At 69.0% G+C, this 21,916-nt stretch carries 20 protein-coding genes, 1 pseudogene and 1 riboswitch; of the genes and pseudogenes, 8 read left to right on the top strand and 13 right to left on the bottom strand.

Features of this window, described 5'->3' with window-relative positions:
- Positions 1 to 17 precede the first annotated feature (17 nt).
- The 6 genes from ACFVYN_RS06720 to ACFVYN_RS06695 form a co-directional block, all read right to left on the bottom strand.
- A complete protein-coding gene (locus ACFVYN_RS06720; RefSeq protein ID WP_389993496.1) occupies positions 18 to 1,046 on the bottom strand; it encodes a ribonucleotide-diphosphate reductase subunit beta in 1,029 nt (342 codons plus the stop codon).
- A complete protein-coding gene (locus ACFVYN_RS06715) occupies positions 1,046 to 3,430 on the bottom strand; it encodes a ribonucleoside-diphosphate reductase subunit alpha (RefSeq protein WP_389993494.1) in 2,385 nt (794 codons plus the stop codon). Before ACFVYN_RS06715 ends, ACFVYN_RS06720 begins: the two co-directional genes overlap by 1 nt.
- 146 nt (positions 3,431 to 3,576) lie before the next feature.
- A riboswitch (cobalamin riboswitch) is annotated at positions 3,577 to 3,659 on the bottom strand.
- A gap of 77 nt (positions 3,660 to 3,736) precedes the next feature.
- Positions 3,737 to 4,234 (bottom strand): GNAT family N-acetyltransferase, encoded by a 498-nt coding sequence (locus tag ACFVYN_RS06710; protein WP_389993491.1) that lies wholly within the window; start codon positions 4,232 to 4,234, stop codon positions 3,737 to 3,739.
- A 137-nt stretch (positions 4,235 to 4,371) separates the two neighbouring features.
- A complete protein-coding gene (gene mctP, locus ACFVYN_RS06705; protein ID WP_389993488.1) occupies positions 4,372 to 5,982 on the bottom strand; it encodes a monocarboxylate uptake permease MctP in 1,611 nt (536 codons plus the stop codon).
- A complete protein-coding gene (locus tag ACFVYN_RS06700) occupies positions 5,979 to 6,230 on the bottom strand; it encodes a DUF3311 domain-containing protein (protein ID WP_389993485.1) in 252 nt (83 codons plus the stop codon). The genes mctP and ACFVYN_RS06700 overlap by 4 nt, the downstream gene beginning before the upstream one ends.
- 174 nt (positions 6,231 to 6,404) lie before the next feature.
- Positions 6,405 to 7,169 carry a GntR family transcriptional regulator gene (locus ACFVYN_RS06695; protein WP_389993483.1) on the bottom strand — a complete coding sequence of 255 codons (765 nt, stop codon included), beginning with the start codon at positions 7,167 to 7,169 and terminating at the stop codon, positions 6,405 to 6,407.
- A gap of 306 nt (positions 7,170 to 7,475) precedes the next feature.
- On the opposite strand from ACFVYN_RS06695, the gene ACFVYN_RS06690 reads away from it, so the two are divergent.
- The 4 genes from ACFVYN_RS06690 (at position 7,476) to ACFVYN_RS06675 (ending at position 12,219) form a co-directional block, all read left to right on the top strand.
- On the top strand, positions 7,476 to 8,759 hold the full coding sequence (locus tag ACFVYN_RS06690; RefSeq protein ID WP_389993480.1) for an extracellular solute-binding protein: 1,284 nt from the start codon (positions 7,476 to 7,478) through the stop codon (positions 8,757 to 8,759).
- A gap of 138 nt (positions 8,760 to 8,897) precedes the next feature.
- The gene (locus ACFVYN_RS06685; RefSeq protein ID WP_389993477.1) at positions 8,898 to 9,878 is read left to right on the top strand and encodes a carbohydrate ABC transporter permease; all 981 of its coding nucleotides are present in this window, start codon (positions 8,898 to 8,900) and stop codon (positions 9,876 to 9,878) included.
- On the top strand, positions 9,875 to 10,726 hold the full coding sequence (locus ACFVYN_RS06680) for a carbohydrate ABC transporter permease (RefSeq protein ID WP_389993474.1): 852 nt from the start codon (positions 9,875 to 9,877) through the stop codon (positions 10,724 to 10,726). The genes ACFVYN_RS06685 and ACFVYN_RS06680 overlap by 4 nt, the downstream gene beginning before the upstream one ends.
- A gap of 8 nt (positions 10,727 to 10,734) precedes the next feature.
- Positions 10,735 to 12,219: a glycoside hydrolase family 3 protein gene (locus ACFVYN_RS06675; RefSeq protein ID WP_389993471.1), complete on the top strand. Its 1,485-nt coding sequence runs from the start codon at positions 10,735 to 10,737 to the stop codon at positions 12,217 to 12,219.
- Positions 12,220 to 12,280: 61 nt separating this feature from the next.
- On the opposite strand, the gene nagB is transcribed toward ACFVYN_RS06675, so the two are convergent.
- On the bottom strand, positions 12,281 to 13,066 hold the full coding sequence (gene nagB, locus ACFVYN_RS06670; protein ID WP_389993468.1) for a glucosamine-6-phosphate deaminase: 786 nt from the start codon (positions 13,064 to 13,066) through the stop codon (positions 12,281 to 12,283).
- 240 nt (positions 13,067 to 13,306) lie between these two features.
- Between nagB and ACFVYN_RS06665 the strand changes: the two are divergent.
- Positions 13,307 to 13,671: pseudogene (locus ACFVYN_RS06665) on the top strand (glucosamine-6-phosphate deaminase); the annotation flags it as partial.
- Between the two features lie 15 nt (positions 13,672 to 13,686).
- Here ACFVYN_RS06665 and ACFVYN_RS06660 read toward each other — a convergent pair.
- Positions 13,687 to 14,439, bottom strand: a complete 753-nt coding sequence (locus tag ACFVYN_RS06660; protein WP_389993465.1) for an SDR family oxidoreductase — start codon at positions 14,437 to 14,439, stop codon at positions 13,687 to 13,689.
- Positions 14,440 to 14,534: 95 nt separating this feature from the next.
- Between ACFVYN_RS06660 and ACFVYN_RS06655 the strand changes: the two genes are divergently transcribed.
- Together ACFVYN_RS06655 and ACFVYN_RS06650 are read left to right on the top strand one after the other, a co-directional pair.
- Entirely contained in the window at positions 14,535 to 15,212 is a 678-nt protein-coding gene (locus ACFVYN_RS06655; RefSeq protein WP_389993462.1) for a TetR/AcrR family transcriptional regulator, read from the top strand.
- Positions 15,213 to 15,574: 362 nt separating this feature from the next.
- On the top strand, positions 15,575 to 17,050 hold the full coding sequence (locus ACFVYN_RS06650; RefSeq protein WP_389993459.1) for a sensor histidine kinase: 1,476 nt from the start codon (positions 15,575 to 15,577) through the stop codon (positions 17,048 to 17,050).
- A gap of 182 nt (positions 17,051 to 17,232) precedes the next feature.
- On the opposite strand, the gene ACFVYN_RS06645 is transcribed toward ACFVYN_RS06650, so the two are convergent.
- A complete protein-coding gene (locus ACFVYN_RS06645) occupies positions 17,233 to 17,490 on the bottom strand; it encodes a WhiB family transcriptional regulator (protein WP_006142322.1) in 258 nt (85 codons plus the stop codon).
- Positions 17,491 to 17,811: 321 nt separating this feature from the next.
- Entirely contained in the window at positions 17,812 to 18,780 is a 969-nt protein-coding gene (locus ACFVYN_RS06640) for a diacylglycerol/lipid kinase family protein (RefSeq protein WP_389993456.1), read from the bottom strand.
- Positions 18,781 to 18,950: 170 nt separating this feature from the next.
- Between ACFVYN_RS06640 and ACFVYN_RS06635 the strand changes: the two genes are divergently transcribed.
- Positions 18,951 to 19,409: a hypothetical protein gene (locus ACFVYN_RS06635; protein WP_389993453.1), complete on the top strand. Its 459-nt coding sequence runs from the start codon at positions 18,951 to 18,953 to the stop codon at positions 19,407 to 19,409.
- 325 nt (positions 19,410 to 19,734) lie between these two features.
- Here ACFVYN_RS06635 and ACFVYN_RS06630 read toward each other — a convergent pair whose 3' ends face one another.
- The 3 genes from ACFVYN_RS06630 to ACFVYN_RS06620 all read right to left on the bottom strand — a co-directional run bounded on the left by ACFVYN_RS06630 (position 19,735) and on the right by ACFVYN_RS06620 (position 21,833).
- Entirely contained in the window at positions 19,735 to 20,880 is a 1,146-nt protein-coding gene (locus ACFVYN_RS06630) for an RNA polymerase sigma factor SigF (protein WP_389993450.1), read from the bottom strand.
- Positions 20,881 to 20,897: 17 nt separating this feature from the next.
- Positions 20,898 to 21,311 (bottom strand): anti-sigma regulatory factor, encoded by a 414-nt coding sequence (locus tag ACFVYN_RS06625; protein WP_004925829.1) that lies wholly within the window; start codon positions 21,309 to 21,311, stop codon positions 20,898 to 20,900.
- A gap of 261 nt (positions 21,312 to 21,572) precedes the next feature.
- On the bottom strand, positions 21,573 to 21,833 hold the full coding sequence (locus ACFVYN_RS06620; protein ID WP_007384626.1) for a UBP-type zinc finger domain-containing protein: 261 nt from the start codon (positions 21,831 to 21,833) through the stop codon (positions 21,573 to 21,575).
- Between the last annotated feature and the right edge of the window lie 83 nt (positions 21,834 to 21,916).

Below are 21,916 nucleotides of genomic sequence, written 5' to 3'. Positions count from 1 at the left end.
TTTTTGAAGATGTCCTGTCAGAAGTCCTCGTCCAGGTCGACCGTGCCCTCCACGGCCACCTGGTACGCGGACGGACGCCGCTCGAAGAAGTTCGTCAGCTCCTGGACGCCCTGCAGCTCCATGAAGGAGAACGGGTTCTGCGAGCCGTACACCGGCGCGAAGCCGAGGCGCGTCAGGCGCTGGTCGGCGACGCACTCCAGGTACTGGCGCATCGACTCGGTGTTCATGCCCGGCAGCCCGTCCCCGCACAGGTCCCGCGCGAACTGGAGTTCCGCCTCCACGGCCTCCGCCAGCATGTCGGTGACCTGCTGCTGGAGCCGGTCGTCGAAGAGCTCCGGCTCCTCCTTGCGGACGGTGTCGACCACGTCGAAGGCGAAGGACATGTGCATGGTCTCGTCGCGGAACACCCAGTTGGTGCCGGTGGCGAGACCGTGCAGCAGACCCCGGCTGCGGAACCAGTAGACGTAGGCGAAGGCGCCGTAGAAGAAGAGGCCCTCGATGCACGCCGCGAAGCAGATCAGGTTGAGCAGGAAGCGGCGGCGGTCGGCCTGGGACTCCAACCGGTCCAGCTTCTCCACCTCGTTGATCCACCGGAAGCAGAACGCGGCCTTCTCGCGGATCGAGGGAATGCTCTCGACGGCGTCGAAGGCCGCCGCCCGGTCCTCCGGGTCGGGGAGATAGGTGTCGAGCAGCGTCAGGTAGAACTGGACGTGGACGGCCTCCTCGAAGAGCTGCCGGCTCAAGTACAGGCGCGCCTCAGGGGAGTTGATGTGCTTGTACAGCGTGAGCACCAGGTTGTTCGCCACGATCGAGTCGCCGGTCGCGAAGAAGGCCACCAGGCGGCCGATGAGGTGCTGCTCGGCGGGGCTGAGCTTCGCGAGGTCGGAGACGTCCGAGTGGAGGTCGACCTCCTCGACGGTCCAGGTGTTCTTGATGGCATCCCGGTAGCGCTCGTAGAAGTCCGGGTAGCGCATCGGGCGCAGGGTCAGCTCGAAGCCCGGGTCGAGCAGGTTTTTGGAAGGCACAGTCTTGGCTTCACTGGTCATTACTGGCAGGCCTCGCAGGACTCGGGGTTCTCAAGGGAGCAGGCGACGGCTTCGGGATCGGCCGTTTGCTGCACGGGGACCGTCGCCTGTGCGGCGCGGGCGATCCGGGTCGCCGGGCGCGAGCGCAGGTAGTACGTCGTCTTCAGCCCGGACTTCCAGGCGTACGCGTACATCGAGGAGAGCTTGCCGATGGTCGGCGTCTCCAGGAAGAGGTTCAGGGACTGCGACTGGTCGAGGAACGGGGTCCGCGCCGCCGCCATGTCGATCAGAGCGCGCTGCGGGATCTCCCACGCCGTGCGGTACAACGCCCGTACGTCCTCCGGGATCCACGCGAAGCCCTGCACCGAGCCGTTCGCCTCGCGCAGCGCCTCACGCGTGCGGGCGTCCCACACGCCGAGCGCCTTGAGCTCCTTCACCAGATACGAGTTGACCTGGAGGAACTCGCCGGACAGCGTCTCGCGCTTGAACAGGTTGGAGACCTGCGGCTCGATGCACTCGTACACCCCGGCGATCGAGGCGATGGTGGCGGTGGGCGCGATGGCGAGCAGCAGGGAGTTGCGCAGTCCGGTGGCGGCGATACGGCCACGCAGGGCCGCCCAGCGCTCCGGCCAGGTGAGTTCGGCGTCCGGGAAGTGGTCGGGGTGCAGCACACCCTGTGCCGTACGGGTCTTCTCCCAGGCCGGCAGCGGGCCGCTGCGCTCGGCGAGGTCGGCGGATGCCTCGTAGGCCGCGAGCATCACGCGCTCGGCGATCCGCGTGGAAAGGCGCTTGGCCTCGGGGGAGCCGAAGGGCAGGCGCAGCTTGAAGAAGACGTCCTGGAGGCCCATCGCGCCGAGGCCGACGGGACGCCACTTGGCGTTGGAACGGCCCGCCTGCTCGGTCGGATAGAAGTTGATGTCGACGACCCGGTCGAGGAAGGTGACGGCGGTGCGGACGGTGGCGTCGAGCCGCTCCCAGTCCATGTCGCCGGTCGTCGTGTCGGCGAACGCGCCGAGGTTCACGGACCCCAGGTTGCAGACCGCGGTCTCCCCGTCGTCCGTGACCTCCAGGATCTCCGTGCAGAGGTTGGAGGAGTGCACCGTGTGCCCGGGCAGCGCCGTCTGGTTGGCCGTGCGGTTGGCGGCGTCCTTGAAGGTCATCCAGCCGTTGCCGGTCTGCGCGAGGGTGCGCATCATGCGGCCGTAGAGGTCACGCGCGGGGATCGTCTTCCTCGCGAGCCCCGCGGCCTCGGCCTTGCGGTACGCCGCGTCGAACTCCTCGCCCCACAGGTCGACCAGCTCGGGCACGTCGGCCGGCGAGAAGAGCGACCACTCGGCGTCCGCGTTCACCCGGCGCATGAACTCGTCCGGCACCCAGTGCGCCAGGTTCAGGTTGTGCGTACGGCGGGCGTCCTCACCGGTGTTGTCCCTGAGCTCCAGGAACTCCTCGATGTCGGAGTGCCAGGTCTCCAGGTAGACCGCGGCGGCGCCCTTGCGCCGGCCGCCCTGGTTCACGGCGGCCACCGAGGCGTCGAGGGTCTTCAGGAACGGGACGATGCCGTTGGAGTGCCCGTTGGTACCGCGGATCAGCGAACCCCGGGAGCGGATGCGGGAGTAGGCGATACCGATGCCGCCCGCGTGCTTGGAGAGCCGGGCGACCTGGTGGTAGCGGTCGTAGATGGAGTCCAGCTCGTCCTTGGGGGAGTCCAGGAGGTAGCAGGACGACATCTGGGGGTGCCGGGTGCCGGAGTTGAAGAGGGTGGGGGAGGAGGGAAGGTAGTCGAGGCGGCTCATCAGCGCGTAGAGCGCGGCGACCTCGTCCAGTGCCCTGACCGTGTCGTCCTCGGCCAGCCCGGACGCCACCCGGAGCAGGAAGTGCTGGGGCGTCTCGATGACCTTGCGGGTGATCGGGTGCCGCAGGAGGTAACGGCTGTACAGGGTGCGCAGGCCGAAGTAGCCGAAGCGGTCGTCGGCCCCGGTGTCGACCAGCGCGTCGAGCCGCTCGGCGTGGACCCGCACGAACTCGGCGGTCCGGTCGGCGATGAGGCCCTCGCGGTGGCCGACGGCGACCGAGCCGGTGAACGAGGTGACGCCCTGCGAGGCGGCCTCGGCGGCGATGGAGACGGTCAGCAGCCGGGCCGCCAGCCTGCTGTACGCGGGGTCCTCGGAGATGAGGCCGGCCGCCGCCTCGGTGGCCAGCTCGCGCAACTCCACGGTCATTTCGGGGGCGGACGCACGCGAGGAGCGGCCCCGCAGCGCGGCGGCGGCGACCCGGCCGGGGTCGGCGTCGGGGAGGTCGGCGGTCAGCTCGGTCAGGGTCCGCAGCAGGGCGGCCCCGGGGCCGTCGTGGTCCTGCTGTGCGGTCCGCTCGGTCACTGAGGCCGGATCGGCCGGCGCGATGGTCACGTGGGGCACTCCCTCGCTGGGCACGGGGGCCTTGCGGAGGGCAGGGGGCAGCACACGAGCGCGCACGGCGTCGCGTCCACCCGCCCATTCCACGAGGCCCGGACGTCATGACACCCGGGCCGGTGTGGCACGGGCGGCTGTCGACAGGTCCTCGGACTGACTCCCATGTGTGCTTATGCACGCATGAGTACACCGTTGCGGGACAGTTCCGGATTCGCACCGGATTCCCCTGCGGCGACAGCGAGCATGAGCATACATCTTGTGCCGGGTGAGGAAAGCAGGCCCATATGTTGTGTCGCGGTGACTTCAGAACGTCAACGTGTAGGCGAGAAGCGTGAACTCGTCACCGGGGATCGGCTTCCAGTCGCGCTCGGGGGCGCGGGTGAAACCGAGGCGTTCGTAGATGCGGTGGGCGGTGTGCATCGTGGGCTGGGTGCACAGCACGATGCCGGTGGCCATGGCGCTCGCGCGGTCGACGCAGGCCTGGACGAGGGCTTGCCCCACGCCTCTGCCGCGGGCCGCGTGAGCCACCGCGAGCATGCGGATCTCCGCCTCGCCGGGGCGGGCGAGGTCGGCCAGCGGGCCGCCGGAGGGGACGAAGGTGACGGTGCCGAGGACGGTGTCGTCCGCCACGGCCGTCAGCACGTCGGCGGCGGCGGCCCGCTTGGCCACGTCCCTGAGTTCCTCGAGGTACCAGTCGCTGTCGCCGAACAGCAGGAGGCCGTCCCGGAGGTAGGCCTGCGCGGTGATCTCACCGAGGGTCTCGTACTCGGCGGGTTCCGCCGCCCGGATCACGATGTCCATGTCGGTGAGTGTGCCCGACGGGTACGACACATGTCGGTGAGGGTGCCCGACGGGTACGACAACGGGCCGCCGGACGACCTCTCCGACGGCCCGTGGACACCGTGACCGGCTGACACCGAGACCGGCTGACACCGTGCCTAGTGGGACGAACCCGCTGTCGCCGGCGGGAGTTCCGTCTGGACGCCCGGGTCGCCCGCGTCCGCCGTGTAGTCCTCCGGACGCGTCTCGTCCACGCCGTCGGGAGCCTTCAGCGCCCTCAGTACGAAGGTCAGGACCACCGTGACGACCAGGTTGAGCACGAACGCGGTCAGGCCGATGTAGCCGATCTCGCCGATGCCCGGGATCTCCTTCGCCGAGCCGCCGAAGTGCTTCTGGGTCGGGGAGGCGACACCGTACGCGGCGAAGGTGCCGTAGACCATGCCGACCGCCCAGCCGGCCAGCAGGGCCCAGCGGTGGAACCAGCGGGTGAACAGGCCGCCGACCAGGGCCGGGAAGGTCTGCAGGATCCAGATGCCGCCCAGCAGCTGGAAGTTGATGGCCACCGTCTTGTCCATGGTGAGGACGAAGACCAGCGCGCCGACCTTCACCAGGAGCGAGACCAGCTTGGAGACCTTGGTCTCCTGGGCGGGCGTGGCGTCCGGCTTGATGAAGTCCTTGTAGATGTTGCGGGTGAACAGGTTCGCGGCCGCGATCGACATGATGGCGGCCGGGACCAGCGCGCCGATGCCGATCGCCGCGAAGGCCACGCCCGCGAACCAGTCCGGGAACATGTCCTCGAACAGCTGCGGGATCGCCAACTGCGGGTTGGTGACCTTGACCCCGGCCGCGATCGCCATGAAGCCCAGCAGCGCGAGCAGGCCCAGCATCAGGGAGTACAGCGGCAGGATCGTGGTGTTGCGGCGGATCACCTCACGGCTGCGGGAGGAGAGCGTCGCGGTGATCGAGTGCGGGTACATGAACAGCGCGAGCGCGGAGCCCAACGCCAGCGTGGCGTACGTCCATTGGCCTGCCTCCAGCGGGACGAGGCCGCCCGCCTTGGCCGCCGTGTACTTCTGGCTCGCCGCGTGGAAGACGTCGTCGAAGCCGCCCAGCTTGATCGGGATGTAGATGATCGCCACCGCGATGACGATGTAGATCAGCGTGTCCTTCACGAACGCGATCATCGCGGGGGCCCTGAGGCCGGAGGAGTACGTGTAGGCCGCGAGGACACCGAAGGCGATCAGCAGCGGCAGGTCCTTGACGAACCAGTTCGTGTTCTCGCCACCGCCGATGCCCATGACGTCCAGGACCGCCTGGATGCCGACCAGTTGGAGCGCGATGTACGGCATGGTCGCGAGGATGCCGGTGACCGCCACCGCCAGCGACAGCCCCTTCGAGCCGAAGCGGCCGCGCACGAAGTCAGAGGTCGTCACGTATCCGTGCTTGTGGGAGACCGACCACAGCCGGGGCAGGAACGTGAAGATCAGCGGGTACACCAGGATGGTGTACGGCACCGCGAAGAAGCCGGCCGCGCCCGCCGCGTAGATCGCCGCGGGGACCGCGACGAAGGTGTACGCCGTGTAGAGGTCACCGCCGAGCAGGAACCAGGTTATCCAGGTGCCGAACGAGCGGCCGCCCAGGCCCCATTCGTCGAGGCTGTGCTCGTTGTCGGCCTTGCGCCAGCGCGCGGCCAGGAAGCCCATGACCGTGACGGCCAGGAAGAAGAGGATGAAGACGGTGAGAGCCACACCGTTGACGCCGTCGTTCACTTGGTACCTCCACGACGGGCACGCTGGTCACGCTGCCACAGCCGGTACGCGATCATCGTCAGCGCGGTGGAGATCAGCACCCACAGCATCTGGTACCAGTAGAAGAACGGGATGCCGATGAACGTGGGGTCGACCTTGGCGTACGAGCCGACCCACAGCATCGCCACGAACGGGGCGATCAGACAGAGGGCGATGACCACCCGTACCGGTGTCACCACCGGTGGTCCGACTTCAGGTGCATCCGACATGTCGCGACTCCTGCCCCTCACTGATCAGCGCTGATCACCTGCAATGCGCAGGCAATCTAGGCGCTGGTGTCGTGGCAGCGGAAGACCTCGTCCGCATATCGGTATGTCGATTCTGTGAAGCACGCCTGTTCGGCAGTACGTCGGCGGCGTCTCGACAGCCTCTCCGAACGGGCCTCAGTCCACCGGCCGCTTGAGGCGGGCCACGAACTTGTACCGGTCCCCGCGGTACACCGACCGCACCCACTCCACCGGCTCGCCCGTCCTGTCGATCGAGTGGCGGGACAGCATCAGCATCGGCAGGCCCACGTCGGTGCCGAGCAGGCCGGCCTCGCGCGGGGTGGCCAGGGAGGTCTCGATGGTCTCCTCGGCCTCGGCGAGGTGGACGTCGTAGACCTCGGCGAGCGCCGTGTAGAGCGAGGTGTACTTGGCGAGCGACCTGCGCAGGGCCGGGAAGCGCTTGGCCGAGAGGTGGGTCGTCTCGATGGCCATCGGCTCGGCGTTGGCCATGCGCAGACGCTCGATGCGCAGCACCCGGCCGCCCGCGGTGATGTCGAGGAGCTCGGCGAGCCGGTCGTCGGCCGTGATGTAGCCGATGTCGAGTAGCTGCGAGGTCGGTTCGAGACCCTGGGCGCGCATGTCCTCGGTGTAGGAGGTGAGTTGCAGCGCCTGGGAGACCTTGGGCTTGGCGACGAAGGTGCCCTTGCCCTGGATCCGCTCCAGCCGGCCCTCGACCACGAGTTCCTGCAGCGCCTGGCGCACGGTCGTGCGCGAGGTGTCGAACTCGGCGGCGAGCGTGCGCTCGGGCGGTACCGGCGTACCGGGCGACTGCGTCTCCGTCATGTCGAGCAGGTGCTTCTTCAGGCGGTAGTACTTGGGCACGCGCGCGGTACGGACGCCTGCCCCGCCCTCGGTCTCCGCACTGCTGACGTCGCTGCTCATGGTCTGCCTTCCCGGCTCCGGATGCGGATCACATCGTGATCCCTTCTGTATACCGTCGCCGCCTGTTTTGGTCTAGTCCACAGAGGTAAGTGGTCTAGCGGACGAGAGTACTCCGCCACCGCTGTTTTCGCTGGCTTCTTTAGTAATGGTTCCTGCATATGTAGCTCGCATAACGGCTGGTCAGGGCCTTTTCGACACCTCTTGACAGGCCTTGTGGTCTGGTCCAAGCTCCCCCTACTGGTCTACACCATTGGTCCAGGTCCCGGCTCGTGAGCGGGAGGTGTGGGCATCCCTGAGGAGGGTGGCGTGAAGCGCAAGCTGGCAGTCGCGATCGGCATCGCGGGCATGATGGTCTCCGTCGCGGCATGTGGGGGCAGCGACAGCGGAAGTTCGGACAACAGTGGCGCCGACGCCAAGGAGCTGACTGTCTGGCTCACCGTCGACGCCCAGAACAACTGGCCCGGGCTGGTGAAGGCCGCGGACGCCGCGGTCCAGAAGAAGCACCCCGGCATCAAGATCAACCACGAGTACTACGGCTGGCCGGACAAGAACACCAAGCTCGACGCGGTCCTCGCCACCGACAAGGCCCCCGACGTCGTCGAGATGGGCAACACCGAGATGCTCGGCTACATGGTCAAGGGCGCCTTCGCGCCCCTGGACACGTCGGCGTTCACCAACTCGTCGGCCTGGCTCGACGGCCTCAAGGCCTCGGTGACCTACGACGGCAAGACCTACGGCGTTCCTTACTACGCCGGCGGCCGCGTCGGAAACTGGCGCAAGGACGTCTTCGCCTCGGTCGGCGTCAAGTCCACCCCGAAGACCTACGCGGAGCTCACCGCTGCCCTGGACAGGGTCCAGAAGAAGGAGGGCGACAAGTTCTCCGCCTGGTACCAGCCCACCCGTGACTGGTACGCGGCCATGTCCTTCGTCTACGACGCCGGCGGCTCCATCGCGGTCGAGTCGGGCGGCCAGTGGAAGGCCAACCTCTCCTCACCTGAGTCGGTCAAGGGCCTCACCGAGTTCAAGAACGTCGTCGACAAGTACATGCACGGCGACAAGACCAAGGACGAGTCCGACCGCTACATCGTCTACGGCCAGGGCAAGTCCGCCATGATCTTCGGCGCGGCCTGGGAGGGGGCGACCTCGGCCGACCCGAAGAACGACAAGACCGGCAAGCTCAAGGACAACCTCGAGAACTTCGTGATGCCGGGTCCCTCCGGCAAGAACCTGCCCGTCTTCCTGGGCGGTTCGGACCTCGCCGTCCCGGTGAAGTCGAAGGCGCAGGCCGTCGCCGCCGAGTGGATCAACGCCTTCACGGGTCCCTCCGGCCAGAAGGGCCTGATGGCCAAGGGAAACCTGCCCAACAACAAGACCGACCTCGCCACCCTGAAGAAGGACCCGGCGACCGCGGTCCCGGCCACCGCGGCCGAGTCCAACTGGTTCGTGCCGATGGCACCCGGCTGGGGCCAGGTCGAGAAGGCGCAGGTCCTGCAGACCATGCTCCAGAACATCGGCACCGGCAAGAAGTCGGTCGAGGCCGCCGCGAAGGACGCGGACACCGCGATCGACAAGGTCATCAACACCAAATGACCGGCAGCAGGGCCCCGTTGACACCGGCGGGGCCCTGCCTCCCGTACGACCACTCGACCGTGCGGGCTTCGCTTTCGTACGACCGGACCGTGCGGGCAACGCTCTCGTACGACCAGAGGGACCGCTGAGGAGCGCGCCATGAGTGCCGCAGACACGACCACCCCCATCGAGGTGCCGCCGCCGATGTCGGTACCCCCGCCGTCCAGGCCGGCCCCACCGGGCAGAAAGCGGACCTTCAGCGCGACGCCCTGGCTGCTGCTCGCCCCCTGCCTGCTGATCCTGGTGCTGGTCCTCGGTTATCCGATGGTCCGTCTGGTCGGTCTGTCCTTCCAGAAGTTCGGGCAGTCCCAGCTGTGGGGCTTCCAGCCGGCCGAGTGGGTCGGCTTCGACAACTTCACGGGCGTGCTGGGCGACAGCGAGTTCTGGGCGGTCGTCGTGCGGACCATCGTCTTCGCGGCCGGCTGCGTCATCTTCACCATGGTCATCGGCATGCTGATCGCGCTGCTGCTCCAGCGGGTCTCCGGCTGGGTGAAGACCCTGATCAACGTTGCCCTCGTGGCCAGCTGGGGCATGCCGATCATCGTCGCCACCACCGTCTTCAAGTGGCTGTTCGACGCGGACTACGGCATCCTCAACGCCCTGCTCAGCAAGCTGCCCGGCGTGGAGATGATCGGCCACAACTGGTTCGCGAGCGGCCCCCAGGGCCTGGCCGTGATCATGCTGCTCGTGGTGTGGGGCGCGGTGCCCTTCGTCGTCATCACACTCAGCGCCGGACTCACCCAGGTCCCGGCGGAGCTGGAGGAGGCGGCCCGGCTGGACGGCGCGAGCGCCTGGGGCGTGTTCCGGTACGTCACCGTGCCCGTCCTCAAGCCGATCATCGTGATGCTGACGACCCTGTCGGTGATCTGGGACATGGGCGTCTTCCCCCAGGTGTTCGTGATGCGCAACGGCCACCCGGAGGAGGAGTTCCAGATCCTGACCACCTACTCCTACGACCGTGCCTTCGTGATCAACGACTACGCGCAGGGCTCGGCGATCGCCCTCATCACCGTGCTGCTGCTGCTCGGGGTCGTGGCCGTCTACATGCGTCAGATGCTGAAGATCGGAGAGGTCGAATGAGCGCGCTCGCCACGGCCGGCGGCCGTCGCCGCGGGAAGTCCAGGCTCGGCTGGAACCTCGTCGGCCTCCTCGTCTTCGTGACGGCAGGCTTCCCCGTCTACTGGATGCTCAACACGGCGTTCAAGCCGGCGAAGGACGCGATCGACCCGGATCCGAGCCTGCTGCCGACGGGCATCACCCTCTCCAACTTCAGCCGCGCGCTGGACATCGCCGACTTCTGGGGCCCGGTGGGCCGTAGCCTGATCGTCTCCCTGTCGGTCGTCGTGATCGGCATCGTCGTCGGCACGCTGGCCGCGCTCGCCATCTCCCGGTTCGCCTTCCGCGGCCGGAAGATCGTGATCGTGGGCATCCTGGCGGTGCAGATGGTCCCGCTGGTCGCGATGATCATCCCGGTCTTCCTGCTCCTGAACGACCTCGACCAGTACGACAAGCTCTCCGGTCTGATCATCACGTACCTGACCTTCATCCTCCCTTTCACGGTGTGGACCCTGCGCGGCTTCATCGTCAACATCCCGAAGGAGCTGGAGGAGGCGGCGATGGTCGACGGCTGTTCCCCCACCGGTGCCTTCCTGCGCGTGGTCTTCCCGCTGCTGGCCCCCGGCATGGTCGCCACCTCGGTCTACGCCTTCATCCAGGCCTGGAACGAGTACCTCTACGCCCTCATGCTGCTCAGCCAGAAGAACCAGACCGCGACCGTCTGGCTCGGCAACTTCACCACCAAACACGGCACCGAATACGCCCCGATGATGGCCGGTTCCACCATGATGGCCGTGCCGATCGTGGTCCTCTTCCTCCTCGTCCAGCGCAAGATGGCCGCGGGTCTCACCGCGGGCGCCGTGAAGGGATAACGCCCCCGATGACGACAATCGCCAGCGGCACAGACACCCTGACGCGGGACGCCCTCACCGTCCTCCAGCCCGGCTTCACCGGCACCACCGCCCCCGACTGGCTGCTGCGCCGCCTCGGCGAGGGCCTCGCCTCGGTCGGTCTGTTCGGCCGCAACATCGCCTCGCCGGAACAACTGGCGGCCCTGACGGCCCAGTTGCGCGCCGAACGCGACGACGTCCTGGTCGCCATCGACGAGGAGGGCGGTGACGTGACCCGCCTGGAGGTGCGCACCGGCTCCTCCTTCCCGGGCAACCACGCCCTGGGCGCGGTGGACGACGTGGATCTGACGCGTGCCGTGGCCGCGGAGCTCGGCCGCCGCCTCGCGGCCTGCGGGGTCAACCTCAACTGGGCCCCGTCGGCCGACGTGAACTCCAACCCGTCCAACCCGGTGATCGGCGTCCGCTCCTTCGGCGCCGACTCCGACCTGGCCGCCCGGCACACGGCGGCCTACATCACGGGGCTGCAGTCGGCGGGCGTCGCCGCCTGCACGAAGCACTTCCCGGGCCACGGCGACACCGCGATCGACTCCCACCACGCCCTGCCGCGCATCGACGTGGCCGAGTCGGTGCTCCTGGAGCGGGAACTGCGGCCCTTCCGCGCCGCCATCGCCGCCGGCACCCGCGCGGTGATGACCGCCCACATCCTGGTCCCCGCCCTGGACCCGGACCGCCCGGCGACGCTGTCCCCCAAGGTGCTGACCGACCTGCTCCGCGGCGAACTCGGCTACACCGGCCTCGTCGTCACCGACGGCATGGAGATGCAGGCCATCGCCGGCACCTACGGCATCGAACGCGGCAGCGTCCTGGCCGTCGCCGCCGGCGCCGACGCGATCTGCGTGGGCGGCGGCCTCGCCGACGACGAGACGGTACGACGCCTGCGCGACGCCCTAATCTCGGCCGTGCGCTCGGGCGAACTACCCGAGCAGCGGCTCGCGGAAGCGGCTGAACGCGTGCGCACGCTGGCCCACTGGACGGCGGCCGGCGCGGCCGAGGCGCAGCTGCCGGCCGACGCGGAGGTGGGACTGCGCGCGGCCCGCAGGGCCTTGCGCATCACCGGCGGGGACGGCTTCACCCCCCTCACCACGGCGCCCTACGTCGCCGCCTTCACCCCGGTGGCCAACGTGGCCGTCGGCGACGAGACGCCCTGGGGCGCCGCCGCCGAACTCGCCCGTCTGCTCCCCGGAACGGAGACGGGCAGCTTCGCCGGTACGGACGCGGGCCTGGCCACCCTGGCCGCCGCCGGCCCCCGCCGCATCGTGGCCGTGGTCCGCGACGAACACCGCCACCCCTGGATGGGGGCGGCCCTCGACACCGTCCTCAGGACCCGCCCCGACACGATCGTGATCGAAATGGGCCTTCCCCAGGCCCCCGCCCGAGGAGCTCTGCACATCGCGACCCACGGCGCTGCCCGCGTCTGCGCAAGGGCGGCGGCGGAGATCATCGCGGGGGAGTAGCTCCTATGAGGGGCAGGTGCCGGTTCCTTTCGACGGAACCGGCACCTTGGCTTTCAGGACCTCAGATCCCCTGCCAGTCAGGCTTGTTCACGAACGTGTGCCGGAAGTAGTCGGCCAGCTTCAACTTGGAAGCGGCCCCCTCGTCGACCACGACCGTGGCATGCGGGTGCAGCTGAAGCGCCGAGGCAGGACACACCGCGGCCACCGGCCCCTCCACCGTCGCCGCCACCGCGTCGGCCTTGCCCTCACCCGTGGCGAGCAGCACCAGATGGCGCGCCTCGAGAATCGTCCCGATCCCCTGAGTGATCACATGGTGCGGCACCTGGGAGATGTCCCCGTTGAAGAACCGCGCGTTGTCCACCCGCGTCTGCTCGGTCAAGGTCTTGATGCGGGTCCGCGAGGCCAGCGAGGAACACGGCTCGTTGAACCCGATGTGCCCGTCCGTCCCGATCCCGAGCAGCTGCAGGTCCACGCCCCCGGCATCGGCCAGCGCCGCGTCGTACGCCGCACACGCACCGGGGATGTCCTCAGCCGTCCCGTCCGGTCCCATGAAGGAGGCCATCGGTATCCCCAGCGGCTCCAGCACCTCGCGCCGCAGCACCGAACGGTAGGACTCCGGATGCTCGGCCGGCAGCCCCACGTACTCGTCGAGCTGGGCTATCCGCGCCCGCGAGGCGTCCACGGCCCCGGATCGCACCTTCGCGGCCAGGGTCTCGTAGATGGGCAGCGGGGTGGAGCCGGTCGCCACACCGAGCAGGGCGTCGGGCTTGCGCCGCAGCAGCTGGGCCATGGCCTCGGCGATGAGCTCGCCGCCCGCCTTGGCATCCGGAACGATGACAACTTCCACGCTGGGCCTGCCGATCTGAGGAAACGGTCTGATCTGTAGAAACGGTCTGAACGGAGAGGGCTCGCCCGGACCCCGGTACGGCCCATGTGGTGTAGACCAATCTAACAGAATCGGGTTCCCCGGCCCAGGTCCCGGAAGGCCGTCCCCGCGCCGCGTCAAGGACGGGCGGCATTCCGTGCGGGGGAGCGGACCGGGGAGTGGTACAGGGTCATGACGACCATCACGACACCCCGCCCTCGCATCCCCACCCTCGCCTACTCCGGCGCCGACCTGCTGCACGGCCCCTCGCCATGGTCGACAACGTCTCGCCCGCCGTCGCGGTCGTCACCGACGGCACGGGCGGCGAGACCCCCCGTCCGTCCTCGACCGATTGCGCGGGCGGGGTGCGGACCTGGGCGGGGTGCGGACCTGGTCGTGGTGGGCCCCGGAGCCAGGTCGAGCCTGCCGCGCCCGGCTTCGTCCTGCCGACCGACGGTATGGCCGAGCGCGTCCAGCCCGTCCCGGAGATCACCCACCTGCGCCTCCCGGTCCACCAGGTGACCGTCGCCCGCGGTCAGGACCCGGACGCGCCGCGCGCCCTGTCGAGGGCGACGGAGACGCACTGAGCGCCGCCGGGCGGCTCACGGCATCGAACCTCCCGTCGCGTCCACCCAGCTCCCGGTCACCCACCGCCCGTCGTCCGAGGCCAGGAAGGCGACCACGTCCGCCACGTCGGCCGGGGTTCCCACCCGCCCGAGCGCCGAATAGGCCTCCGCCTGCGCCCAGCCGCCCTCGGTGCCATGCAGGAACTCGGCGGTGTTGTCCGTGTCGACCAGCCCGGGTGCCACCGAGTTGACTCGGATGCCCCGGGCGCCCAGCACCTTGGACAGGTCCCGGGTGAACACGTCCAGCGCGCCCTTCGTCATGGCGTAGGCCATGTTGTGCGGCATCGCCGCGGTGCGGGCGAGTCCCGACGAGATGTTGATGACCCGGCCGCCGTCGCGCAGCCGTATCGCGCCCTGCTTGACCAGGAAGAACGGTGCCTTCACATTCACCGTGAAGAGACGGTCGTACTCCTCCTCGTCGATCTCCTCGATGGGGCGTGAGCTGCCGATGCCCGCGTTGTTCACCAGGATGTCCAGCCCGTCCGCATGCCGGTCGAACTCCTCCCAGAGGGCCTCGACGGCTCCCGGTGTCTCCAGCTCCGCCCCGATCGTGAAGGCGGAGCCGCCGGCCGCCTCGATCGCGGCGGCCGCCTCCTTCGCCGCCGTCTTGCTTCTGCCGTAGTGCACCGCGACCCGCGCGCCGTCCCGCCCCAGCCGCTCGGCGATCCCTCGCCCGATGCCCCTGCTCGCACCCGTGACCAGAGCCGTCCTGCCCGCAAGCACGCCCATGTCGGCGCCTCCTCCGCATTGTCTAATGGCCGCTACAGAAAGAACGTACAACAGTCGCCGGAAGTTTCTCTAGTGCCCGCTATACAATTCACTCCATGGTGAGCAGCGAGGACACCGAAGTGCAGGTCGAGCCCGACCTCAAGGTCCCCAAGGTCCCCAAGGTCCCCAAGGCGTCCAGGGCATCCAGGCCGCGTGGCCGTCCCCGTTCCTTCGACCGCGAGACCGCGCTGGAGAAGGCGATCCTGGCCTTCTGGGAGCACGGGTACGAAGCGACCTCCGTCTCCGACCTCACCCGCGTCATGGACATCGGGGCTCCCAGCCTCTACGCGGCCTTCGGTGACAAGCGGTCCCTGTTCGACGAGGTCGTCCGGGTGTACGGGGAGCGGTACGGCTCCTTCGGTGACCGGGCCCTCGCCGAGGAGCCCACTGCCCGGGCCGCGGTGGAGCGGACGCTGCGCGAGGCCGCGGCCGAGTACACGGCCCCCGACCGTCCGCACGGCTGCCTCGTGATCCATGCGGCCACCAACTGCTCCACCCCCGAGGTCGAGGAGTCGCTGCGGGCGCGGCGCAACGCCAACATCGCCGCTCTGGAGAGCCGTATAAGAGCGGGAATCACCGCAGGTGAGCTGCCGGCCGGAACCGACGCAGCCGCCCTCGCCCGGCATACCGGCGCCGTCATCCAGGGCATGTCCCAACAGGCGCGCGACGGCGCGAGCCGCAAGGAGTTGGAGGCGGTCGCGGAAATTGCCATGGCCATCTGGCCCCGCACATGAACCCACACGCGTTAGGCTGCGTGGAGGGTGTTAGGACGTCCGACTAGGTGAGTCCGGTGGGGGAAAGCTCCAACAACAAACAGGCTCCAACGCATGGACACACCTAGTGGTCTAGTCCACAATTGAACCGCGACTTCCGTCTTCCCCGCACAGGAAGGCGGACCGAGGAACCGGAGCTCTCTGCCCTGACTGCCCCGGCTCCTCATCCTTCGGCCGACCGGGACCGCACACCCCACGGCCGATATTGCTCCGGGCTGCGGTGCCGGGAAGGTTGAGGGTCCTTCCCAGGCGCCGCGGCCCGCGGGTGTTTTCAGGACGGGTGCTTTTAGGCCACTCACATACCCCCAGGTACGCTCGCACCCGTGCCCTCCATGAACGAACTGGTCCGCCAGCACACCGCACTCGACGACTCCGACCTCGAGTGGCTGCATCTGCTGGTCTCGGAGTGGCAGCTGCTCTCCGACCTCTCCTTCGCCGACCTCGTCCTGTGGGTCCCCACGCGCGACGGCACCCGCTATGTCTCCGTCGCCCAGATGCGGCCCAACACCGGCCCCACCTCCTACCAGGACGACATGGTCGGCCACCTCGTCCCTCGCGGCCGCCGCCCCCTGCTGGACGCGGCGCACGACGAGGGCCGGATCGTGCGCGAGGGCGACCCGGAGTGGCGCGAGGAGGTCCCGGTCCGCGTCGAGTCGATCCCGGTACGACGGGAGGGGCGCGTCCTCGGTGTCATCGCGCGCAACACCAACCTGCTGACCGTCCGCACCCCGAGCCGGCTCGAACTGACCTATCTGCAGAGCGCATCCGACCTGGCCCAGATGATCGCGGCCGGATCCTTCCCGTTCCCCAACCAGCAGATGGACATGGACGCCGCCCCGCGCGTCGGCGACGGCCTGATCCGCCTCGACGCGGACGGCATCGTCCAGTACGCCTCCCCGAACGCCCTGTCCGCCTACCACCGCATGGGCCTCGCCTCCGACCTCGTGGGCCAGCACCTCGGCAGGACCACCGCCGAACTCGCCCCGACCCGCGGCCCGGTGGACGAGGCGCTCGCCAAGGTCGCCAGCGGCTGGGCGCCCCGTGAGTTCGAGATCGAGGCGCACGACGGGGTCATCCAGTTCCGGGCGATCCCGCTCAAACCCAAGGGCATCCGCATCGGTTCACTGGTCCTGCTACGGGACGTGACCGAACTGCGCCGCCGTGAGCGCGAGTTGATCACCAAGGACGCGACCATCCGGGAGATCCATCACCGGGTGAAGAACAACCTCCAGACGGTGGCGGCCCTGCTCCGGCTGCAGGCCCGGCGCATCGAGTCCGACCGCGGCCGGGAGGCCCTCGAAGAGGCGGTACGGCGGGTCGGCTCGATCGCGATCGTGCACGAGACGCTCTCTCAGAACCTTGACGAGCGCGTGGAGTTCGACGAGATCGCCGACCGGGTGCTCGCCATGGTCGCCGAGATCTCCCCGGGCAAGGTCACCGGCCGGCGCAGCGGACGCTTCGGCATCCTGGACGCCGAGGTCGCCACCCCCCTGTCCATGGTCCTCACGGAAATCCTCCAGAACGCCCTGGAGCACGGCTTCCGCGAGGGCGATACCGGCACGGTCGAGGTCTCGGCCGTCCGCGGCGGCACCACCAAGGAGGCCCGCCTCCTCGTCACCGTCCAGGACGACGGCGTCGGTCTGCCCGAGGGCTTCGACCCGCACACCGGGGGCAACCTGGGCCTGCAGATCGTACGGACGCTGGTGGAGGGCGAGTTGGGCGGTACGTTCGACATGGTCCCGGTACCGGAGGGCGGCACGCGGGTGATCCTGGACGTACCGGTGCAGGCGCACAAGTAGATCCGCACACGGGCCGGGGCGCCGGCACAGCAAAAAGCCCCGGACCGTTCAGGGGTCCGGGGCTCACATGCTCGTTGCCAGCGTGTGCTGCGCATCGGGGGTACTGCGCGCTGCGGCTCGGGGGCGGGAGAAGCGTACGCGGTGTACGCGCCGCCAAGCTCAGGCTGTCATAGGGGCGGGTGTCAGGCAGAAGCCTGACGGGCCCGGTTGCGGGCGGCACGGCGCTTCATGGCGCGACGCTCGTCCTCGCTGAGACCACCCCAGACGCCGGAGTCCTGACCGGACTCGAGCGCCCACTGCAGACACTGATCCATAACGGGGCAGCGACGGCAGACGGCCTTGGCTTCCTCGATCTGCAGCAGCGCAGGACCGGTGTTGCCGATGGGGAAGAAGAGCTCGGGGTCTTCCTCGCGGCAAACGGCGTTGTGACGCCAGTCCATGGCTGCTACCTCTCCTTGGTATTACGTGCAAGTTGCTTGTGAATGTGAACGCTTTCACGAATCCCTCAACAAGTGAAGGGCCGTCCACCGAGTCTTCCCCGGCGTGGTCCTGTGGATTGAAGAGGGGTTCCGGTGGTCTGTGGACGCCGGTGTTGCGGGCCGTCCCGACCGCCACGTAGAGACTCGCAAACCTCAGCGGCGGATACAACCCCTTCTGGAAAGTTTTTTTTGATTCCTCGGTGTCGACTAGGTCACAGCCGTACTTCCATGGGGTGGACCCTGGCCTAAACGTTCGAGTGAAAGGACTTTAGCCCCTTCTGCTCACACAATCACACGCAGTGCACGGCGTACGCCTGTGAACGTCACGCTCGTACGCAGCCCGAGGTGGTCGCCGTCCATCTGGAGGGGTAGGGGCACCTTCGAATGCAAGGTGAACTGGTCCAGGTCGTGCAGGGACACGGCGTGCTTGCCACGGGGGCCGCGTTCGGGGGACGAAGCGAGCAACTGGGTGCCATATCGGGCGATCGCGGTGGTCGTCATACGGCTGAGACCGAGTACGTCGAGGCCTTTATCGAACGATGCCTTAGGTGACGCGTACATCGGGTGATTGCCCAGGAAGGTCCACGGAGAGGTGTTCGAGACTATGGAAAGGACCAGATCGGTCACCGGCTCCGCACCCGGACGTTCCAGGGTGATCGTCCCGTGCCGGCGGTGCGCCTCGCCGAAGAACTGGCGCAGTGCCTGGCGGACGTAGAGAGCGTGGGTGGATTTCCTGCCGCGTTCTCGCTGCTGCTCGACCCGGCCGACCACACCGGCGTCGAATCCGAGCCCCGCGTTGAAGGTGAACCAGCGTCCCGGCACGGCTTCGTCCTCGGTGCCCGGCGTCCCCGCGGTCAGCCCCAGGCCGACCGTCCGCTCGCTGCCCTCGCGCAGGGCGTCCAGGAGGGCACCGGTGGCCTCGACGGCGTCGTTGGGCAGGCCGAGGGCCCGGGCGAAGACGTTGGTGGAGCCGCCCGGGACCACGGCGAGGCCGGGAAGGCGCTCGGGGTCGGGGCCGGCGTGCAGGAGGCCGTTGACGACCTCGTTGACCGTGCCGTCGCCGCCCAGTGCCACGACCAGGTCGATGTCCTTGCTCTCGGCCGCCTGTCGGCCCAGGTCGCGCGCGTGGCCGCGGTACTCGGTGGTGACCGCTTCCAGTTTCATCTCGCTCGCGAGCGCGTGGATCAGTACATCGCGCGTACGTGCGCTTGTGGTGGTTGCCGCCGGATTGACCACGAGAAGTGCACGCATGGGTTGCAGCGTACCCAGTGGGTGGTAGCGGGCACAGGTCGAGGTAGGGATCACGTAAGACTTCGGTGCGTGAACCTTGCCACGGGGGCGTGAGGCAACCCCCGCGTGGCGGTGTGCGTTGCCCGCGCCTCACCCGAGGGGGCTGTAGGGGTGAGGGCTACCCTTCAGGAGTGAGCAGCGAGCAGACCCCCGCCACCCCGTCATCCTCCGAAACCGCCGGTCCACGCCCGCGGCGCCTGACGTACGCCGCCGCCCTGGCCGGCCTGGAAGGGCTCGCGCTTGTCGCGGGAGGCGTGTGGATGCTCGTGGAGGGCCTGACCGGCGACCCGGACGACCGGCAGTCGGCCGTCACCGGGGGCATCACGCTGATCGTCCTCGCCCTGCTGCCGCTCCTTGCCGCGCGCGGGTTGCTCGGCCGGCGCAGCTGGAGCCGGGGCCCGGCCATCATCACCCAGATCATGGCGCTGCCCGTCGCCTACAACCTCCTCCAGGCCGACAGCGTGGCGATCCCGGCGGGCATCGCCCTCGCGGTCGTCGCGGTGGCCGCGCTGGTCCTGTTGATCAACCCGGCCACGACCCAGGCGCTCGGGATCAGGGGACCGGGCCGGGCGCAGGACGGCAAGCAGTAGCCGTAGGCCGGGGTGGCGGGACGTAGGGCGCCAGGCGTTGCGGTCGGCTCGAGTGCGGCCCGGTCGGCTTCGGCGAGTGGGGCTGTTCCGCCTGAGTGCCGGGTGCGGTGTCGGTGGACCGACGTTGCCGCTGGTCCCAAGTGTGGCGACCGCGGTTGCGGGTAGGCGGCCGTAGGGACGGCAGAACTGCGGTGACGGTCCGGGGCCGGACGAGGCGGTGATCGGCCCCGGGCCTGGTCCGCAGGACCGGGCTGTGGCGACGAGCTTCCCTGCCCGGCCGGCCGTGCACCGCACGAGGGTCGGTCCCGCGGAGCGGGCCGCAGGCCTACTCCTCCACCAGCAGCTTCTCCCGGAGCTGGGCCAGGGTGCGGGCCAGCAGGCGGGAGACGTGCATCTGGGAGATGCCGACCTCCTGCGCGATCTGCGACTGGGTCATGTTGCCGAAGAAGCGCAGGAGAAGGATGCGCTTCTCGCGCGGGGGGAGATCCTCGAGCAGCGGCTTGAGCGACTCCCGGTACTCGACGCCCTCCAGCGCCTCGTCCTCCGAGCCGAGGGTGTCCGCCACCGCCGGGGACTCGTCGTCCGTGTCGGGAACGTCCAGGGACAGCGTGGAGTACGCGTTGGCGGACTCCAGGCCCTCGAGGACCTCTTCCTCCGAGATGGCCAGCTTCTCGGCCAGTTCGTGGACGGTCGGGGAGCGGCCGTGCTGCTGGGAGAGCTCCGCCGTGGCCGTCGTCAGGGACAGTCGCAGTTCCTGCAGGCGCCGGGGGACCCGGACCGCCCAGCCCTTGTCACGGAAGTGGCGCTTGATCTCGCCGACGACCGTGGGGGTGGCGTAGGTCGAGAACTCCACGCCGCGGTCCGGGTCGAAGCGGTCGACCGACTTGATGAGGCCGATGGTGGCGACCTGGGTCAGGTCGTCCAGCGGCTCGCCGCGGTTGCGGAAGCGGCGCGCGAGGTGCTCGACGAGCGGCAGGTGCATCCGGACCAGCTGGTTGCGCAGTTCCGCGTACTCCGGGCTGCCGTCCTTCAGCGCGCGCAGCTCGATGAACAGGGCGCGTGCCCCGCTGCGGTCCTGTGGATCGTGCCGTGGGACCGGCGTGTTGTTCGCGCCCGCCGCGCCGTCCTCTGCGTTTCGCTCGTGCTCGCTCATCGTCCCGCCCGTCGCCCTTCCACGAGCCCTCGCCTCTGTCGGCACCGGGAGGATCCCGTCCCGCCCTGCCGGAGGCGCACCCTGCACGGCACCTTTCCGATCTCGCTGCCCGTCGTCCAGGAGGCCGGTCGCCGTCGTGTCGACGACGTCCTCCTCCGGATGCGGCCGGGCCTGCTCGGGGATGCCGTCGATGCCGTCCGCCATGCGACGGGCACCGCCGGGGCCGTTGTCGCCCAGGCTGCCGGCGCCGCTCGGGCTGAGAGGACGGTGTCCGTCCTCGGCCGCCAGCTCCCGTGTGCCGCGCTCTTCGTCCCGCACCGGCCCGTCCCCGTTCCTCACGCCGGCCCGGGTCCCGCGCCGCGCTGTTTGTAGAGGCTGATCGAAACGGTCTTGTCCTCGTCCACGGCCGACGAGACCTTGCCCGCGAGGGCCGAGAGGACGGTCCAGGCGAAGGTGTCCCGTGACGGTGCGTGACCGTCCGTGGTCGGGGCGGAGACGGTGACCTCCAGCGAGTCGTCGACGAGTCGGAAGACACAGCTGAGCACCGAGCCGGGCACGGCCTGCTGGAGCAGGATCGCGCAGGCCTCGTCCACCGCGATGCGCAGGTCCTCGATCTCGTCGAGGGTGAAGTCCAAACGGGCTGCGAGGCCGGCCGTGGCCGTCCGCAGCACCGACAGGTAGGCACCCGCGGCCGGCAGCCGGACTTCCACGAAGTCCTGGGTCGCGGGCTCGCCTGCGATCTGGGACACCCTCACCTCCAAGGTGGTACAAGCTTTACGGGGGCCGAGGGTCGCCCCCCGGAGTAACGCGACGTGTGGTTCAGCGGTGACGCTACCGCGCTCTCGGCTTTCCTGTCCCCGGGACCCCACCCCCTTGCCGTCACTCACAGTAAACCTGTGGACACGCTCCGTGTCTAGGGGGTTTGCGGCTCCAATTGGGAAGAACGCGCGCCGGGTTGACGTACCCAGACGTCAGACGGTCGAACCGTCCTGGAACCCGAGGGTCCAGGGTCACACAAGCACGTGGTCCACGAAGCACCAACGCCAGTTCTCGCCCGGTTCGTGGGTCCGCATGACCGGGTGGTCGGAGTCCTTGTGGTGCTTCGTCGCGTGTTGTCCCGGCGAGGAGTCGCAACAGCCGACGTGACCGCAGGACAGGCACAGGCGTAGTTGTACCGGGTGGGTACCGTCCCTCAAGCACTCCGGGCACGTCTCGCTGAGCGGCTCGGGCTCGGGGTGCGGCAGCGCGTCGGCGTGCGTGCACTGTTTCATGATTGCCAGGTTACGACGGCCGCGCGGGCGGCCGCGCGGAAAAAGAGGGCGGGCGCACGACGATGGACGAGGGCGGGCGAGGG

The sequence above is a fragment of the Streptomyces sp. NPDC058307 genome, assembly GCF_042880295.1.
In the GTDB taxonomy this organism is placed as follows: domain Bacteria; phylum Actinomycetota; class Actinomycetes; order Streptomycetales; family Streptomycetaceae; genus Streptomyces.
Note: the sequence above shows the minus strand (reverse complement) of the source record. Positions and strands in the feature narration are given on the sequence as shown.